We start from the raw sequence: 17547 nt of genomic DNA, 5'->3' as shown, positions 1-17547 counted from the left end.
ACGAGGGCCCTGCACAACCCACCGGATGACAGTTGCCGCGCGCTCCGCTAGAGCGCCGGTCATGACTGCGATCACCCCCGAAATCGTCGCCGAACACGGCCTCCAGCCGGAAGAATATCAGCGCATCCTGAAGGCCATCGGGCGGGAGCCCAACCTTCTGGAACTTGGCATCTTTTCGGTGATGTGGTCCGAACATTGCTCCTACAAGTCCAGCCGCATCCACCTGGCGAAGCTGCCCACGAAGGCGCCCTGGGTGATTCAGGGCCCGGGCGAAAACGCAGGCGTCATCGACATCGGTGACGGCGACGCGGCCATCTTCAAGATGGAAAGCCACAACCACCCCAGCTTCATCGAACCCTATCAGGGCGCGGCGACGGGCGTGGGCGGCATCATGCGCGACGTCTTCACCATGGGCGCGCGCCCGGTCGCCCTCATGAACAGCCTCAGCTTCGGCGAAATCGGCCATCCGAAGACAAGGCAACTGCTGCGCGGCGTCGTCGCGGGCATCGGCGGCTACGGCAACTGCACCGGCGTGCCCACCGTCGGCGGCGAAGTGCGTTTCCACGCCAGCTACAATGGCAACATCCTTGTCAACGCCATGTGCGTCGGCCTCGCCCGCACCGATCGCATCTTCTATTCCGCCGCCGCCGGCATCGGAAACCCGGTCGTTTATGTCGGCTCCAGAACCGGACGGGATGGCATCCACGGCGCCACCATGGCCTCTGCCGAGTTCGACGAGGATTCGGAATCGAAGCGCCCCACCGTGCAGGTGGGCGACCCCTTCATGGAAAAGCTGCTGATCGAAGCCTGCCTCGAACTGATGGCGACGGACGCCATCGTCGCCATCCAGGACATGGGCGCGGCGGGCCTGACCTCCTCCTCGGTGGAAATGGCCTCCAAGGGCGGCGTCGGCATTCGGCTGGTGATGGATAACGTCCCCACCCGCGAAGAAGGGATGACACCCTATGAAATGATGCTGTCGGAATCGCAGGAACGCATGCTGATGATCCTGAAGCCCGGCGCGGAAGCCCAGGCAGAGGCGATCTTCCGCAAATGGGCGCTCGATTTCGCCGTTATCGGCCATGTCACCGATACCGGGCGGCTCCAGCTCGAATGGAAGGGCGATCTCGTCTGCGACCTGCCGCTCGATCCCATCGGGGAAGACGCCCCGAAATATGATCGCCCCTTCGTGCCCACCCCGCCCCGCGCGCCGCTGGGCGAGGTGGCGGATACGTTGGATCTGCTGGGCGATCTCGTCACCCTGCTCGGTTCGCCCGATCTCGCGTCCCGCCGCTGGGTGTGGGAACAATATGATCACATGGTCGGCGCAGACACCGTCCAGCGCCCCGGCGGAGACGCCGCCCTCGTCCGCGTCCACGGCACGAAGAAGGCGCTGGCCATCAGCACCGATGTCACCCCCCGCTACGTCTTCGCCGATCCGGTTGAGGGCGGGAAGCAGGCCATCGCCGAAACCTGGCGAAACATCACGGCCGTCGGCGCCACGCCGCTCGCCGTCACGGATTGCATGAACTTCGCCGCCCCCACCCGCCCCGAAATCATGGGCCAGTTCGTCGGCGCCATCGAAGGCATGGCCGAAGCCTGCCGCGCGCTCGATTACCCGGTCGTCTCCGGCAACGTCAGTCTCTACAATGAAACCGAAGGCCAGGGCATCCTGCCCACGCCGGGCATCGGCGGCGTCGGCCTGATCGCCGATTGGGAACAGTCCGCCACCCTCGCCTTCAAGGGCGAGGCCCAGGAAATCTGGCTCGTCGGCGCCGCCGCCGGCCACCTCGGCCAGTCCATCTGGCTGCGCGAGATCCGCGGCCTCGAGGAAGGCCCCCCGCCCCCGGTCGATCTCGCCGCCGAACGGGCCGCCGGCGATTGGGTTCGCGCCCGGATCCTCGATGGCACGCTGACGGCGGTGCACGACTGCGCCGACGGCGGCCTTCTTGTCGCGCTCGCGGAAATGGCGATGGCCGGCGGCATCGGCGCCACCGTCAGCCCCTCCGGCCCGCATCTCGCCGCCTGGGCCTTCGCTGAGGATCAGGGCCGCTACATCGTCACCGTGAAGCCCGGCGCCACGCTTCCGCCCTGCCCCGTCCCGCTCGCCCGCATCGGCACAACAGGCGGCACAGCCCTGAAGGTGGAAGGCATCGGCGCTCAGGAAGTGGCCGCGCTCCGCAAGGCCCACGAAGCCACCCTGCCCGCGCTCATGGCTCGCTGAAGCGCCAGTCAACAAACGAAGGGCGGATCGGCCGCGAAGGCCGATCCGCCCTGGTTTTCATCCAACCCTGTGGTTGAAAAGCCGGCGTCTCGTCAGGCGCTCGCGTTCGCGAACTTGCGCCGGCGCGCGGCAACGCCCACCAGGCCGAAACCGGCGATCAGCATCGCCCAGGTCGCAGGCTCGGGGATTGCAGCCGTCGCCAGATTGTCGATCTCGAACGAGTTGCTGCTCGAGGTCAGCGTCATCGACAGGAAGCGCTCGCCATCCTGGCCGCCACGAACCGTGAACAGGCCGTTGGTGCCCGGCTGGGCCTGATTGCCATTGGCCAGGTTCGGGAAGCTGCTGCTACCCGGCACGAACACGAAGGTTCCCTTCGTGCTGGTCACGGTCAGCGTGTTGTAGGTGTCGATCGAACCCCAGTCGAACTGGAAGGCGCGCGTGTTCGGCGCGAAGTTGATCGTGGCGCTGCCGCCGCCCAGAACCGAAAGATAGCTCGTGCCGCCCGGAACCGAATTGGCCGGCGGTGCACCTGCGCCATCGGCCGGCGGGGTCTTGATCAGCACTTGCCCGTAATTGACCGTCACGCCCGAAAGGTCGTTGAACTCGTCGATCACATTGAAGTGGATGCTCGGGCTCGGAGCGCCCGGCGCAAACGTATAGGTCGCGGCATTCGCAGCCCCGGCCACAGCCACCGCCCCAACGGTCGCCAAAAGAAGTTTCTTCATGTCCTACCCTTTCGAAACAATGGGCAACGCATCGCCCGTACTTAGTTATGCAACTTTCGTGCCAACTGAGTTCAAGAGGGAAGAGGACGTGAGGGAGCGACCAATATGTAAAGAATTCCGACACCGCCATCGCCGTTAACCTTTTCCGGCAATCCAGGCGATACCGGTCATCCGGATGGATCAGAAACTCGCCAGCGCCGCCCGCACGATCATCACGCCCATCGCCACCCAGCTCAGCGCAAACAGCGAAAATCGCAGCACAACCTTGTTCACCGTTGCCTGAACAATGGAATGCGCCACCCGCAGCGCCACGAACGCCCAGGCGCAGATCACATGCACAGGATCCGCCAGCCCCAGCAGCACGATCGCCAGCGTCACCGCGTAGAAGATCGTCGGCGCCTCGAACAGGTGATTGTAGTTGTCCGCAACGCGCCGCACCTCGCTCGGGATCCGGTCGTGATAGGTGCCGGGGTGCATCGCCTCCTGCGGGTCCAGTTTCGCCTTCGTGAAGGCTGGCAGACGGGTCGCGTACATCCAGATGAACATCATCAGCGTCAGCAGGCCCATCGCCAGGATGCTCTGCAGCATGGATTGCGCCGCGGCGGTCAGTTCGATCATGTTTCGTCCCCCTTCATGTCATTATCCGTGCAGACTGGCGCGTCCGCTTTCCAGCCGCAAGTCCGCGCGATAGACAGGGTCATGCCCAGCCTCCTTCAGCTCCGCACAGGCCGCGCCCGGCTCATCGATGGCCATATCACGGCCTATGGACGGGACCAGCGCAATGGCCCCGTCACAGCCCTGAAGCTCGGCCTCGAAGGCGATGAAGTCGGCAACCGCAGGGTTCATGGCGGGCCGGAAAAGGCGATCTATGCCTATGCCGCCGCCAACTATCCGCTGTGGGCCGCGGATCATCCCCGCCATGCCGAACGCCTCGTTCCGGGCGCTTTCGGCGAAAATCTGCTGATCGATGGTCTGGACGAAACCACCGCCCATGTGGGTGATCGCTATCGCATCGGCGCCGCACTGGTCGAGGTTTGCCAGCCCCGCCAGCCCTGCGCCACGCTCGCCCGCTGGTTCAACGACCCCGGCATGGTGAAGGCGATGGTCCGCAACGGCCGCTCCGGCTGGTATCTGCGCGTGCTGGAAGAAGGCGCGATAGAAGCCGGCAACCCGGTCACGCTGGAACAGCGGCCGCATGGCGCATGGTCCATCGCCCGCGTGCTTCAGGCCTCCTATCGCAGCCCGCCCGACAGGTCCGAACTGGCCGCCCTCGCGGTCGCGCCGGGCCTCGCCGCCGGCTGGGCGGACTGGGCCCGGCGCACCGCATCCGCCGAAAAACCCGGCCCGAAGGCGCTCTGATCATCCCGGGCTTCCACCATCTCCGGAAGGCCGGCCCGCAGCCGGGCCATGTCCGGCCTGGCCGGCCGCAGGCCAAAGGCGAACCCAATGCAGGCCAAGCCGGAGACAACGGTTGTTCCGATGGCTGAGAAGCGCGCAGACGAAACGATGATCCTGCTGCCCGGCGGCCGCTTCCGCATGGGGTCCGATGCCCATTATCGCGAAGAATCGCCCGCGCACGAGGTCGAGGTCAGCAGCTTCCGGATCGACAGAACCCCCGTCACCAACCGACAGTTCGCCGCCTTCGTCGCGGCAACGGGCCACATCACCCTTGCCGAACAGGTGCCGGACGCCGCGGATTACCCCGAAGCCCTGCCCGAAATGCTGGTCGCGGCAAGCCTGGTGTTCACGCCCACGCCCGGCCCTGTCCGCCTGGACGACTGGAGCCAGTGGTGGCGCTGGGTGCCAGGCGCGGACTGGCGCCACCCCACCGGCCCCGACAGCCGCATTGCGGGTCTGGAAGATCACCCCGTCGTCCATGTCGCAGCCTCGGATGCCGAAGCCTATGCCGCGTGGGCCGGCAAGCGGCTCCCGACGGAAGCCGAATGGGAATATGCCGGCTGGGGCGGCGCATCGGGCCATGAATTCGCCTGGGGCGAGGCGCTTGAGCCGGGCGGCCGCCACATGGCCAACATATGGCAGGGTGAATTCCCGTACGGCAACACAGGCGCGGACGGCTTCATGCGCACCTCGCCTGTCGGCCACTATCCGCCGAACGGCTTCGGCCTGTCAGACATGATCGGCAACGTCTGGGAATGGACCAGCGACTGGTATGCGGACGGGCACGCCGTCGAACGCGGCCGCGATGGCCTGCCCAAGGCCTGCTGCACGCCGCGCAATCCACGCGGCGACGCCCTGGAAACCAGCTTCGATCCCGCCCTGCCGCAAATCCGCATTCCACGGCGGGTCCTGAAGGGCGGGTCACACCTGTGCGCCATCAGCTATTGCCGCCGCTACCGTCCGGCCGCCCGCCATGCACAGGCGATCGACAGTTCCACCAGCCATATCGGATTCCGCTGCGCGAAAGACGCCTGAGACCGCCGCGACAAATCGGCGGGCAGCCCTGCCCGCCCTGGCCGGACATCCGGAATATGGTGGGCCCGGCAGGACTCGAACCCGCAACCAAGCCGTTATGAGCGGCCAGCTCTAACCATTGAGCTACAGGCCCCACCAGCGCGCGGAGATAGCGGCGCGCGAACCCGTTGGAAAGACGCCGGCCAATTGGAAAGACACTGGCCCGGCGTTCCGTTGGCGAAAAAGAAAAAGGGCCCGGCGGAGCAAGCTCGACGCCGGGCCCAGATTTCGGTCGACCTCCGAGGGAGGGAGGGAGAGTGGTGGTCGACCAGACCGGGAGCCTCGGGGAGGAGTGAGGCTTTGCCGGCCGCGCTGCAATGCAGCAACAACGCCTATGTAGGAGAACCCCGATTTTTGTGCAAGTGCGAAGTAATCGGGGCAGCCATGCGCAAAACGCATGACATGCAGCCTCAGTTCACGCCGCCACCCGCCTCACCGGATCAGGTCGCCCAGGTTGGCAGGCGTCATCCGGTCGATCAGGAAATCCCTGAGCGCCGCGACCCGCACCGACCCCCTCAGTTCCGAGGAATAGACGAAATAGGTCTGGAACACGGCCCCCTGCAGCTCCGGCAGCAGCACCTTCACCTTGCCCGAATGGCGGATCAGATAGGATGGCAGCGCCGCGATCCCGGCGCCCGCCTCCACCGCCTGCAACACCCCGAAGCTGTTGTTCACCGTCAGTGCGGGCTCGCGCGGCGGCCCGTCATGCCCCAGTTCCAGCGCCCAGTTGATGCTGCGCAGATAGGCCGGCGCTTCCGGCCCATAGGCGATCATGCGGTGGTTCAGCAGGTCGGCGGGGGTCCTGGGTTCGCCATGCGCCGCCAGATAGGCTTCCGATGCGCACAGGCGGTGCCGGATGGAAGCCAGCGGGCGCTGGATCAGATCGGCCTGGTGCGGCTTGTGGAACCTCACCGCGCAGTCGGCCTCGGCGCGGGCAAGATCCCGCTCCTCGTCAGACAGGATCAGGCTCACCCGGATGTCCGGGTACATGTCCAGAAAATCCTTCAGCTGAACCGGCAGCCAGGAGGATCCGAAACTCACCGTCGTCGTCAGCTTGATCTCGCCCGTCGGCCGGTTGCGCGTCGCTTCGATGCTGCTGCGCGTCCGCTCGATCTCCTCGGCCATCCGGCTGGTCGTCGATCGCAGCTGCTCGCCCTCGTTCGTCAGCGCAAGGCCGCGCGCATGGCGATGGAACAGCTTGGCGCCCAGCGATTCCTCCAGCGCGATCACCTGCCGGCTCAGCGCCGGCTGCGACAGCTTCAGCCGCCGGGCGCCCTCGGTGAAGCTGCCCGCGGAGGCAACGGCGTGAAACAGCCTCAGCTTGTCCCAGTCGATCGGCATAAATCCCCTCTCGCCGGGCGCTCAGGCCGCTTGCTGCTGCGGCGAATGGGCCTGATGCGCCAGGAAGCGCTCCGCCTCCAGCGCCGCCATGCAGCCCATCCCGGCCGCCGTCACGGCCTGCCGATACTGTTTGTCGGTCACGTCACCGGCCGCGAACACGCCGGGTACGCTCGTCACCGGCGTTCCGGGCGTCACCAGCACATAGCCTTCTTCGTCCATCGCCAGCTGGTTCCGGAACAGGGCGGTGGCCGGCTCATGGCCAATCGCCACGAACAGGCCATCCACCGCCAGCGGTCGCGTCTCGCCCGTCACCATGTCCGTCAGCACCAGCCCGGAAACACCATCGGTGCCGGTCACCTCGGAAACAGTGGCGTTCCACACCATCTCCACCTTCGGATTGGCGAACAGACGCTGCTGGTTGGTCTTGTCGGCCCGCAGTTCGTCGCGGCGATGGATCAGCGTCACCTTGCTGGCGAAATTGGTCAGGAAAAGCGCTTCCTCAACGGCGGTATTGCCGCCGCCCACCACGGCCACATGCTTGCCGCGGAAGAAGAAGCCGTCACAGGTGGCGCAGGCCGAAACACCCTTGCCACGCAGGCGGGTCTCGCTCTCCAGCCCCAGCCAGCGCGCACTGGCGCCGGTCGCCACGATCACCGTCTCGGCCTCGATCACCTCGCCGCCGTCCAGCACCGCACGGAACGGCCGCCGGGAAAAATCCACTTCGGCCACGATATCGGAAATGATGTGCGTGCCCACATGCTCGGCCTGCGCGCGCAGTTTCGCCATCAGCTCCGGCCCCATGATCGCCGTTTCGCCGGGCCAGTTCTCCACATCGGTGGTGATGGTCAGCTGACCACCGGGTTGCAGTCCCTCCACCAGCACCGGTTCCAGCATGGCCCTTGCGCCATAGACGGCTGCGGTGTAGCCGGCCGGCCCCGAGCCGATGATCAGCAGCTTCGTGCGCCTGACGTCACTCACATGAATATCCTTTCACGGCTGACTTAGGCGGCGCTTCCCCCATGCGCAAGTTGTGACGGGCCGGCACCGCCTGGTGGCAAATGCAATCCGTTCGTCGCAAGGCCCTTGCGTGCGTGCGCAACAATCCTATAGCAAACACCCGATTTCGGAGAATGAAGCTGCACATGAGCCGCATCCACCAACTCGATCAGATCGATCGGGACATCCTTGCCCATCTCCAGGCCGACGGCCGGATGACGAATGTGGATCTCGCGCAGAAGGTCGGGCTCACCGCCCCGCCCTGTCTCCGCCGTGTCCGCGCGCTCGAGGAAGCGGGCGTGATCAAGGGCTATCACGCCGATCTCTCGCCCGATGCGCTGGGCTGGCCGATCACCGTCTTCGCCATGGTCAGCCTGAAAAGCCAGGCCGAATCCGATCTGCGCGCGTTCGAAACCCATGTCGCCGGCCTGCCGCAGGTGCGCGAATGCCACATGCTGAACGGAGAGATTGATTTCATCCTGAAGCTCGTCGCGCGCGATCTGCCCAGCTTCCAGGCCTTCCTCACCGAACATCTCACTAGCGCGCCAAATGTGGCCAGCGTGAAAACCTCCCTCACCATCCGCACGTCCAAATCGCAGATCGGCGTCCCCGTCGATGGCTGAGGGCCGCCCTCCCCGCAGCACCGGCCCCGGCCGCCCACGCAAGCCCGGCCGGCCGGGCGCCTCCGGCGGGCCAAGGCGGCCTGGCGGCCCCGGCGGGCGCGGGCCGTCCGGCCCGACCGCCTCCGCACGGGCGGCACCCGGCGGTCGCCGGGCCGCCCGTGTCGCGCGCACCGCACCGCCCCCGGGCGCGGCCAAGGCGCCCGGCAGCGGTGATCGCATCGCCAAGCTCCTCGCCCGCGCCGGTGTCGGTTCCCGCCGGGATATCGAACGGATGATCGCGGAAGGCCGTGTCGCGCTGAACGGGCAGGTGCTGGAAACCCCGGCCACCATCCTGAAGTCGCTCGAAGGCGTCACGGTGGATGGCAAGCCCGTCGCCGAAGCCGATGTCACCCGCATCTTCCTGTTCCACAAGCCGTCGGGATTCCTCACCGCCGCGCGGGATCCGGGCGGCCGCCCCACCATCTATGATGCCCTGCCGCAGAGCCTGCCCCGGCTGGTGCCGGTCGGCCGGCTGGACATGAACACCGAAGGTCTGCTCCTCCTCACCAACGACGGCGAACTGAAGCGCGCGCTGGAACTGCCCGCCAATGCCGTGCCGCGCACCTATCGCGTTCGCGCGCTGGGCGAAGTGCGGCAGCAGGATCTGGAGGCGCTGGCGCTGGGCGTCACGCTGGATGGCATGCACTATGGTCCGGTCGATGCCTCGGTGGATCGGCGGGCCCGCGCGGACGGCGCCAATATCTGGCTGACGATGACGCTGACGGAAGGCAAGAACCGTGAAGTCCGCAAACTCTGCGAAGCGATGGGCCTTAAGGTCAGCCGGCTGATCCGCACCAGCTACGGCCCCTTCCACCTGGGCGATCTCGTCGCGCGGGGCGTGCAGGAAGTCCCGGGCCCGATGGTCGCCAACCTGAAGCGCAGCCTCATTCGCACCCCTCGTCGGGAGGGTTAGGCATGCGCATCATCGCAGGCGCCTGGCGCTCCCGCCCGCTGGAAGCCCCGGCGGGCGCGGAAACCCGCCCCACAGCGGACCGGACGCGCGAAACGCTGTTTTCCATGCTCACAAGCCGCCTCGGCAGCTTCGAGGGGCTGACCGTGCTGGACCTGTTCGCCGGTTCCGGCGCGCTGGCGCTGGAGGCCCTGTCGCGCGGGGCGGAACAGGCCTTCCTCGTCGAACGCGCACCTGCCGCCCGCAAGGCGATCGAAGCGAACATCCGAAAACTCGGCGCCAATGCGCGGCTGCTCGCGCACGACGCAGCCGCCCCACCCCCCGCGAAGGGTCCGGCGGATCTGATCTTCCTCGATCCGCCCTATGGCGAAGGGCTTTGGGCCCCTGCCCTTGCCTCTGCCCGGACGATGGGCTGGATCGCACCGCATACATGGGTCAGCATCGAAACCGCGCGTGACGAGGTCGTCGAACCGGCCGGATTCACCCTGGATGCCACCCGCCCCGTCGGCAAGGCGCAACTTCATCTGTTGCGCGCCGACGCCTGAGTTCGCTATCTGTTCTCGTCCATGGCTAGTCTCCCATCCCAAGATCCCCCCTGGCTCAGGGGGCTGAATCCGCCCCAGCGCGAAGCCGCGACCCAACTCGACGGCCCTGTCCTCGTGCTGGCCGGCGCGGGCACCGGCAAGACCCGCGCGCTGACCGCCCGGCTCGCCCAGATCCTGCATGAACGCCGGGCCTGGCCGTCGGAGATCCTGGCCGTCACCTTCACCAACAAGGCCGCCGCCGAAATGCGGCACAGGTTGGCCCAGCTGCTGGGGCCACGATCCGAGGGCATGCCGTTCGTCGGCACCTTCCACTCCATCGCATCGCGGATGCTGCGTCGCCATGCCGAACTGGTCGGCCTCAGGTCCAACTACACCATCCTCGACACGGATGATGTCCTGCGCCTGTTGAAGCGAATCATCCTCGATGCCGGGCTTGATGAAAAACGCTGGCCCGCCCGCCAGCTGTCCGGCCTGATCGACCGGTGGAAAAACAAGGCGCTACGGCCCGATCAGGTGCCCAAGGGGGAATCATTCGCTTTCGGCGACGGCCGCGGAGCGGATCTGTACGCCCGCTATCAGGCCGAACTGAAGCAGCTGAACGCCGCCGATTTCGGCGACCTGCTGCTGCACATGATCCGCATCTTCGAAGACCACCCCGACGTGCTGGCTGACTGGCAGAAGCGCTTCAGATATGCGCTGGTGGATGAATATCAGGATACCAACGCCGCCCAGTATCGCTGGCTGACACTGCTGGCCGCGCGCAGCCTGGGCGGGCAAGGCAATATCTGCTGCGTTGGCGATGACGACCAGTCCATCTACAGCTGGCGGGGCGCGGAAATCGCCAACATCCTGCGCTTCGAAAAGGATTTTCCCGGCGCGAAGGTGATCCGGCTGGAGCAGAATTACCGATCCACGCCACACATCCTGGCCGCCGCAGCGCATGTGATCGCCAACAACCAGGGCCGGCTGGGCAAGACGTTGTGGACCGAGCTGAACGCCGGGGAAAAGGTGAATGTCGTCGCCATCTGGGACGGGCCGGAGGAAGCCCGGCTGGTGGGCGAGCGCATCGAACGGCTGCTGCGTGAAGGCGCCCCGCCGACCGAGATCGCCATCCTGGTGCGTGCCAGTTTCCAGACGCGGGAGTTCGAGGACCGGTTCATATCCATCGGCCTGCCCTATCGCATCGTCGGCGGCTTCCGATTCTATGAACGGGCCGAGATTCGCGACGCGCTGGCCTATCTGCGGCTGATCGCCCAGCCCGACGACGCGCTGGCGTTCGAGCGGATCGTGAATACTCCGAAGCGGGGCCTGGGCGACAAGGCGCAGGCGAAGATCCAGGCCCATGCGAGGGCGACCGGACTGACGCTGCCCGCCGCCGCGCAGCAGCTGGTGGAAACCGAAGAACTGCCCCCCGCAGCCCGCCGGGCGCTGGCGGAATTTCTGGCGGGCATCCGCCGCTGGCGGGATCAGATGACAAGCCTGGATCAGGCGGCGCTGGCGCAGCTGGTGCTGGAGGAATCCGGCTATATCGCCATGCTGGAAGCCGATCGGGGCGCGGAATCCGCCGGTCGGCTGGACAATCTGGCCGAGCTGGTGCGCGCGATGGAGGGGTTCACCGACCTTCAGGCGTTCCTGGAGCATGTGGCGCTGGTGATGGAGAATGACCGCTCTGACGTGGAAGCCAAGGTGACGATGATGACCCTTCATGCCGCCAAGGGTCTGGAGTTCGATCATGTTTTCCTGCCCGGCTGGGAAGAGGGGCTGTTCCCCAGCCAGCGCGCGCTGGACGAGAATGGCGCCGCCGCGCTGGAGGAGGAACGGCGGCTGGCCTATGTTGGCATCACCCGCGCCCGGCGGCGCGCGACCATCCTGCATGCCGCCAACCGTCGGATCTACGGGCAATGGACAAGCGCCATTCCCAGCCGGTTCCTGGACGAACTGCCCGACGCGCATGTGACCCTGGAATCGACCCTGACGGGCGGCGCAAGCCTGTGGCGCGCCGCACTGGACCAGCGCGATCCCTTCGGCGATGTGGAGAGGGGCAGCGGGCGCGGGCCCGGCTGGGAACGGGCGGCTGCGCGGTCCGGGGAATGGCGCTCTGGCGCGCCGTCTTCAGGCGGGCTGGATCGTTCGACCGCACGCCGCGCCGTGACGATCAACGCCCGGCCGCTGAGCTCGACCGTGGGCGGGGCCGCCCGGGACGACATCGGGATCGGCGCCCGCGTGCATCATTCCAAGTTTGGCATGGGCACGGTGAAGGGGCAGGACGGCAACAAGCTGGAAATCGACTTCGATTCCGCGGGCCTGAAGATGGTTCTGGACAGTTTCGTAGACCCCGCCTGATTGAATAACCACATTGGTTGTTCCACGTGGAACATCATCCTACATTGCGTTTTCAACCACTTGCATGGTTAACATGTTGGAAATGAAGGAGATGTTCCACGCAATTCGCCGATTCAGGCAGTAACGGCCCGCACCTTGCGCCGCAGGGCCGCGCCGATGATGCCGAACCCCGTGATCAGCATGGCCCAGCTTGCGGGTTCCGGCACATAGCTGATTGCAAGCACCTGGCCGATGCCGGCCACCGGGCTGAAGTTGCTGACATAGAGCTTGCCGTCGGCGCCGATTTCCAGCCCCGTCGGCACCACCAGTCCTTCGAGCACAGTGCTGCGCTTGCCCCCGGGGCCGACCCGGATCAGCTGACCACTGCCGCCCGGTGTTGCCAGACCGTTCGAATCCGCCTGAAGGACATAGAGGCTGCCATCCTTGCCGAAGGCGATGTCGGTGATGGTGGTAAAGCCTTCATAGGCGATCGTCACGACGCCCGCGGGCGTGACCTGATAGATGCGGGCGGCGCCGGGCGTGAACGGAAAGCCTGTGAGTTCGGCGACGTAGAAATTCCCATCCGGCCCGACGGTGACGCCGGTGGGGACAGCATCGCTGGAAGGAACCGGCGGGCCGATGAAGCGGCCGGGAAAGGCAGCGACGAGCGAAACCGTGCCGTTCGTGCGATCCACCCTGAGCAACGTGTTGGAGCCCGCATCGGTGACAAGGAGATCGTTGCCGATGGCCGCCATGTGGAACGGGTTGCTATCGACCGCACCGCCGAGCGGGTTGTTCGCCAGTTCATAGGCGGAGATATCCGCGCCCGCGGCGAGCGGGCCGGGCATGAAGGACCAGACTCGGCCGAGATTGCTGCCGACGGGCGCGAATTCGGCCGCGCGGATCGCCGGGTTCATGCCCAATCCGATCAGGACATGGCCGACGCCGTCAGGGGTGAAGACGATGTCGTTCGGGCCGCCGACATCGGTTCCGTTCGTGAGCCCGCTGGACGGGAGGCCGCTGAGGATGCGCGACTGGACCCCGCCTGCAATCCGGGTGATCGAGCCGGTTTCCATATAGCCCACTTCGCCGCGTGGCGTGACGGCAGTGGGCCCGCCAGAGACATAGTAACCGCCCTCCGCCACATAGAGCGCGCCATCCGGGCCGAAGGCGAGGCCGCGCGGATTGTTCAGGCCCGTTGCGATCACCTTCGAGACATAATGCGCCGCAGTCGCCGGGGAGGCGACCGCAGCTGCCGCAAGGATTGCAGCAAACGCACAGGATCTGATCATGCCCATTCTCCCTGTTTGCCGGGCCGACTGTGGCTGCAACGGCATCCGCACGTCGGCAGAATGACCCCCGGCCACGGCAAGGATGCGGCAGCCCCGGCTCCATTTCCATGATGAGCAGCCGATGGTTTTCTGATATTTTCCTGACGGGCAGCCATGGGGGGCCGGGTGGACGCGCCAACAGGTTCGCTGAAACCGCCGATCGAGCTTGGCAGGAGCCGCCATCTGGCGGTGGGGGACGTGCAGGCTGATCCGCCTGCACGGCGCCTGACAGGGCCGGCCGGCACCTTCCTGATCGAACCACGCGTGATGCAGTTGCTGGTGGCGCTGGCCGATGGCGGCGGCGAAGTGGTGCCCCGCGAGGAACTGACCGGACGCTGCTGGCCCGGGTTGCTGGTTGGCGAGGATTCGCTGAACCGCGCAATCGCCGGACTGCGGCGGGCGCTGAAGGAAGCCGCATCGCAGACCGTTCGGGTGGAAACCGTGCCGAAGGTCGGTTACCGGCTGGCGACGGCCGATGCCGCCCCGACGCCTGCGGGGGATGCCCGCCCTACAGGGCAGCAGGCGCCTTCGCGCAGGCGACTGATCGGCTGGTCCGCCGCGCTTGCCGCGCTGGGCGGGACGGGCTGGCTGGCGGCGGGCTGGCGCCATTCGATGCGTGCGGACATGCTGGTCTTCGAAGCGCGGCAACGACTTCTGATCCGAGATCATGGCGCGGAAAATACCGCAAGGGGGATTCTGGAGCGTGCACTGGCGCTGAACCCGGAGAGCGCCGATGCCTGGGGTCTGCTGGCCCTTTGCTGGCAGGCGATCGCGCGGACATCGCCTGCCGGCACATTGGGCGATGCCGAAACCGGTGCGCGCGGGGCTGCACGGCACGCGCTGGCGCTGGAACGGGTGCAGGGCGATGCACTGGCCGCGCTGGCCCTGCTGCCGCCCCTGTTCGGGGACTGGCATGCAGCGGAAGCGCGGCTGACGCAGACGCTGGACGTTGCGCCGGAGAATGTCGCCGCGCGGGCCGGCATGGGCGAACTGACGGCATCTGTTGGACGGATGGCGGATTCCCTGGAGATTTCCGGGGCGCTGCTGCGGGCGTATCCGGCGCATCGCGGGGCGGCCGCCAGGCGGATCCAGGCCCTGTGGGCGACGAACGGGGTGACGGACGCGCTGGCGGCGGCAGAGGCCTGGCAGGCCGGACAGTCCGGAAGGGACGCGTCGGATCTGCTTCATTCATGGCTGCTCGGCTTTGCCGGGCGGATGGGCGAGGCGGTGAACAGGGTGGACCGCCTTCAGGCGCAGCAGCGGGCGCCTTCGCGCATCCTGAACGCGATGCGGCTGAGCTTTCAGGCGATGGAATCGAGGCGGGCGGATCGTATCGAGGTGGCGGAAACCGCCCTGTCGGATCTGGCGCCGTTCGGCGGCGGAACGAATGCGATCGCCATTCTGGGCCTGTGCGGGCTTGGGCGCATCGAACGGGCGATGACGATGGCCGAGGCCTGGTATCGGGACGCCGGCAAGCCGGGCCTTTCAGCTGTGGAACGCAGGGCCCGGCTGCATCGGCTGGGCACCTCTGTGCTGTTCCTGCCGCCCGCCCGGGCCTTGCGCAGCCACCCCCGTTTCCTGCCTTTGTGCGAGGAAACGGGGCTGGCCGGTTACTGGCGAAGTTCCGCCAGACGCCCCGACTTCATGGCGGGGAGGTATCTGCCGGTCTGAGGGCGCAAGGTTATACCGCCCCCTGCCCCGACGATCCGGCGTCGCGTCATTTGCCCTTTGCCGCATCCGGCGCGCCATGCGCCTGGGCGACGACATAGGCGCGGACGGCTTCCGCATCGGCGGGCGTCATCACCTTGGAGAAGCTGACCATGCCGTTCGATGCGCGCGAGCCATCGATCACGACGTCGCGCCAGGCTTCGGCATCGCCGGAGATGGGCGACCAGCGCAGATCCGGCAGGACGCCGGACGAGATCGCCATGGGCCCGTGGCAGACCATGCAGTTGCGGCTGTAGGCGACAAGGCCGCGCTGGAGCATCGCCTGATCCCCGAACTTCGCCGTCTGCGGCACCTTGTTCACGGGAATGAGGTTGTGATCCGGCACCGTGCCCTTCGCGCCGAGCTTGAACGCGACGACGCGACCGAGGTTGGACTGGATCGCCTTGTCGAACAGGAAGCCGGCCGCCAGTGCATAGGCCCCGCCCCAGCCGCTGGCGACGGCGACATATTGTTCGCCATCGAGTTCGTAGGTGACCGGCGGCGCTGCGATGCCGCCCTTCACATTGCCGCGCCAGAGCGGCTTGCCGGTGGCGGCATCATAGGCGACGAGATCGCCGCCAACCGTGCCCTGGAAGACGAGCCCGGCCGCCGTGGACAGGACGCCCCCATTTGAGGGGGTGGGGAGTTCCACAGTCCAGCGGGCTTGCTGCTTCACGGGATCCCAGGCGATCAGGCGGCCCTTGTACATGGCGCGCATCGCCTTCAGCGCGGCGGCATCCACGGGCCCGACGGGAAGCCCATCCTCAAATCCGAAGCCGGTGTTCCATTTCGTGCCGGGATCCGCCGCCTTCTTGGGGGCATAGCCCTGCGGCAATTCCTGCGCGGGAATATAGGCGAGATTCAGCTGCGGATTGAACGCCATCGGGTGCCAGTTGTGCCCGCCCTGCGGCCCGGGCGTGAGCAGACTGGGCTTGCCGGCGACAGGCCGTGCCTCGGCCGTTTCGATGGGCCGACCGCTGGGATCGAGGCCGGTCGTCCAGTTCTGCGGCACATAGGCCTTGCCGGAGATGAACTCACCCGTTTTTGCATCGACCACATAGAAGAAGCCGTTCTTCGGGGCCTGCATCGCCACGCGGCGCGGGGCGCCGCCTTCGCCGAGGGGAAGATCCGCGAGGATGATCGTCTGCGTGGCGGTGTAATCCCAGTTGTCGCGTGGGGTGGTCTGGAAATGCCACTTGTATTCGCCGCTGTTGGCATCGACCGCGACGATCGAGGACAGGAAGAGATTGTCGCCCTTGCCATCCGGATCGCGGAGCTGTGCGTTCCAGGGCGAGCCGTTGCCGACCCCGAAGATGATCTGATCATTCTTCGTATCGTAGACGATCGAATCCCAGACCGTGCCGCCGCCGCCATCCTTGGTCCAGCGGCCTGTCTTGCCCCAGCTGGCGTTGCCGAGCTTCGCGAAGGCGGCGTCTGACGCCGCGCCGTCCGGCTTCATTTCGGGGTTCGGCACGGTGTAGAAGCGCCAGACCAGCTTGCCTGTCTTTACATCATAGGCGGAAAGATAGCCGCGCACGCCCAGTTCGGCGCCGCCGTTGCCGATCAGCACCATGTTCTTCACCACGCGCGGCGCGCCGGTGATGGTGTAGGGCTTCGAGCGATCGACCGTCTGCACCGACCAGAGCTTCTTGCCGGTCTTTGCGTCGATCGCTTCCAGCCGCCCGTCGATCACGCCCAGGAACAGGACGCCGTCCTTGATGGCGACGCCCCGGTTCACGACATCGCAGCAGGCATCGACGCCGACGGACTTGTCCGCGCCGGGATCATAGACCCACAGTTCCTTGCCGGTGCGCGCATCGATGGCGTGGAGGATCGACCAGGAAGAGGTGACATACATGACGCCATCGTGGACGATGGGCGTGGCTTCGATCCCGCGGTTCGAGTTGAGATCGTAGGTCCAGGCGACGCCGAGATTGCCGACGTTTTCCGCGCTGACCTTCGTCAGGCTGGAATGGCGTTGCTCATCATAGGTTCCGCCATAGGTGAGCCATTCGGCTGCGGCAGAACCGGCCTTCGCAAAGACATCCTCCTGCGGGCCGGCAGGCGCAGCCGGGGCTTCGGCCTTCTGGTTGCAGGCGGCCAGCGCCAGCGTGGCGGCGATTGCAAGGACGGAAGCCCGGTTGCGGACGGTCATCAAGATCATTCTCCCGTAGTCGCCCTCTCCCAAGGGCGGTATCGGATCGTGTTTGCCACGAACTTCCGGGGCCTGAACCTTCGCAAACTGCGAGGAAGGATCCGCGCAGCGCGGATTTCAGCCCGGAAAGCGGAAATGGGTTTGAGGGCGGGCGACG

14 protein-coding genes and 1 tRNA gene are annotated in these 17547 nt (G+C 66.6%); 8 read left to right on the top strand and 7 right to left on the bottom strand.

Annotated elements, in window-relative coordinates; genetic code table 11:
* The first annotated feature begins 61 nt into the window (after window positions 1-61).
* Complete coding sequence (gene purL, locus ACW9TV_RS09340) at window positions 62-2224, top strand: phosphoribosylformylglycinamidine synthase subunit PurL (RefSeq protein WP_494303209.1); 2163 nt, start codon at window positions 62-64, stop codon at window positions 2222-2224.
* A 92-nt stretch (window positions 2225-2316) separates the two neighbouring features.
* Here purL and ACW9TV_RS09335 read toward each other — a convergent pair whose 3' ends face one another.
* Window positions 2317-2949, bottom strand: a complete 633-nt coding sequence (locus ACW9TV_RS09335; RefSeq protein WP_494303208.1) for a PEPxxWA-CTERM sorting domain-containing protein — start codon at window positions 2947-2949, stop codon at window positions 2317-2319.
* Between the two features lie 180 nt (window positions 2950-3129).
* On the bottom strand, window positions 3130-3567 hold the full coding sequence (locus tag ACW9TV_RS09330; protein WP_494303207.1) for an MAPEG family protein: 438 nt from the start codon (window positions 3565-3567) through the stop codon (window positions 3130-3132).
* Between the two features lie 81 nt (window positions 3568-3648).
* Between ACW9TV_RS09330 and ACW9TV_RS09325 the strand changes: the two genes are divergently transcribed.
* Both ACW9TV_RS09325 and ACW9TV_RS09320 read left to right on the top strand, forming a co-directional pair.
* Window positions 3649-4308, top strand: a complete 660-nt coding sequence (locus ACW9TV_RS09325) for an MOSC domain-containing protein (RefSeq protein WP_494303206.1) — start codon at window positions 3649-3651, stop codon at window positions 4306-4308.
* Window positions 4309-4455: 147 nt separating this feature from the next.
* On the top strand, window positions 4456-5382 hold the full coding sequence (locus ACW9TV_RS09320; protein WP_494305072.1) for a formylglycine-generating enzyme family protein: 927 nt from the start codon (window positions 4456-4458) through the stop codon (window positions 5380-5382).
* A 57-nt stretch (window positions 5383-5439) separates the two neighbouring features.
* Here the strand turns inward: ACW9TV_RS09320 and ACW9TV_RS09315 are convergent.
* From ACW9TV_RS09315 to trxB, 3 genes are all read right to left on the bottom strand, one after another.
* Window positions 5440-5515 (bottom strand) — tRNA-Ile (locus tag ACW9TV_RS09315).
* Between the two features lie 338 nt (window positions 5516-5853).
* Window positions 5854-6762, bottom strand: coding sequence for a LysR family transcriptional regulator (locus tag ACW9TV_RS09310; protein WP_494303205.1), 909 nt, complete (start codon window positions 6760-6762; stop codon window positions 5854-5856).
* A 21-nt stretch (window positions 6763-6783) separates the two neighbouring features.
* Window positions 6784-7740: a thioredoxin-disulfide reductase gene (gene trxB, locus ACW9TV_RS09305; protein ID WP_494303204.1), complete on the bottom strand. Its 957-nt coding sequence runs from the start codon at window positions 7738-7740 to the stop codon at window positions 6784-6786.
* A 164-nt stretch (window positions 7741-7904) separates the two neighbouring features.
* Between trxB and ACW9TV_RS09300 the strand changes: the two genes are divergently transcribed.
* The 4 genes from ACW9TV_RS09300 to ACW9TV_RS09285 are packed head-to-tail and all read left to right on the top strand — an operon-like array spanning window position 7905 to window position 12218.
* On the top strand, window positions 7905-8381 hold the full coding sequence (locus tag ACW9TV_RS09300; RefSeq protein ID WP_494303203.1) for an Lrp/AsnC family transcriptional regulator: 477 nt from the start codon (window positions 7905-7907) through the stop codon (window positions 8379-8381).
* Window positions 8374-9333 carry a pseudouridine synthase gene (locus ACW9TV_RS09295; RefSeq protein ID WP_494303202.1) on the top strand — a complete coding sequence of 320 codons (960 nt, stop codon included), beginning with the start codon at window positions 8374-8376 and terminating at the stop codon, window positions 9331-9333. The genes ACW9TV_RS09300 and ACW9TV_RS09295 overlap by 8 nt, the downstream gene beginning before the upstream one ends.
* Window positions 9334-9335: 2 nt before the next feature.
* A complete protein-coding gene (gene rsmD / locus ACW9TV_RS09290) occupies window positions 9336-9875 on the top strand; it encodes a 16S rRNA (guanine(966)-N(2))-methyltransferase RsmD (RefSeq protein ID WP_494303201.1) in 540 nt (179 codons plus the stop codon).
* A gap of 21 nt (window positions 9876-9896) precedes the next feature.
* Complete coding sequence (locus ACW9TV_RS09285; protein ID WP_494303200.1) at window positions 9897-12218, top strand: ATP-dependent helicase; 2322 nt, start codon at window positions 9897-9899, stop codon at window positions 12216-12218.
* Between the two features lie 113 nt (window positions 12219-12331).
* Here the strand turns inward: ACW9TV_RS09285 and ACW9TV_RS09280 are convergent, their stop codons facing one another.
* Window positions 12332-13489, bottom strand: a complete 1158-nt coding sequence (locus ACW9TV_RS09280) for a ScyD/ScyE family protein (RefSeq protein WP_494303199.1) — start codon at window positions 13487-13489, stop codon at window positions 12332-12334.
* Between the two features lie 165 nt (window positions 13490-13654).
* Here ACW9TV_RS09280 and ACW9TV_RS09275 point away from each other — a divergent pair, with 165 nt between their 5' ends.
* On the top strand, window positions 13655-15199 hold the full coding sequence (locus ACW9TV_RS09275; protein ID WP_494303198.1) for a winged helix-turn-helix domain-containing protein: 1545 nt from the start codon (window positions 13655-13657) through the stop codon (window positions 15197-15199).
* A 46-nt stretch (window positions 15200-15245) separates the two neighbouring features.
* On the opposite strand, the gene ACW9TV_RS09270 is transcribed toward ACW9TV_RS09275, so the two are convergent.
* A complete protein-coding gene (locus ACW9TV_RS09270) occupies window positions 15246-17399 on the bottom strand; it encodes a PQQ-dependent dehydrogenase, methanol/ethanol family (RefSeq protein WP_494303197.1) in 2154 nt (717 codons plus the stop codon).
* Window positions 17400-17547 lie beyond the last annotated feature (148 nt).

Source organism: Sandaracinobacter sp. T42, assembly GCF_059115405.1.
The sequence above is the reverse complement of the archived record's forward strand: the minus strand, read 5'-3'. Positions and strand labels throughout refer to the sequence as shown.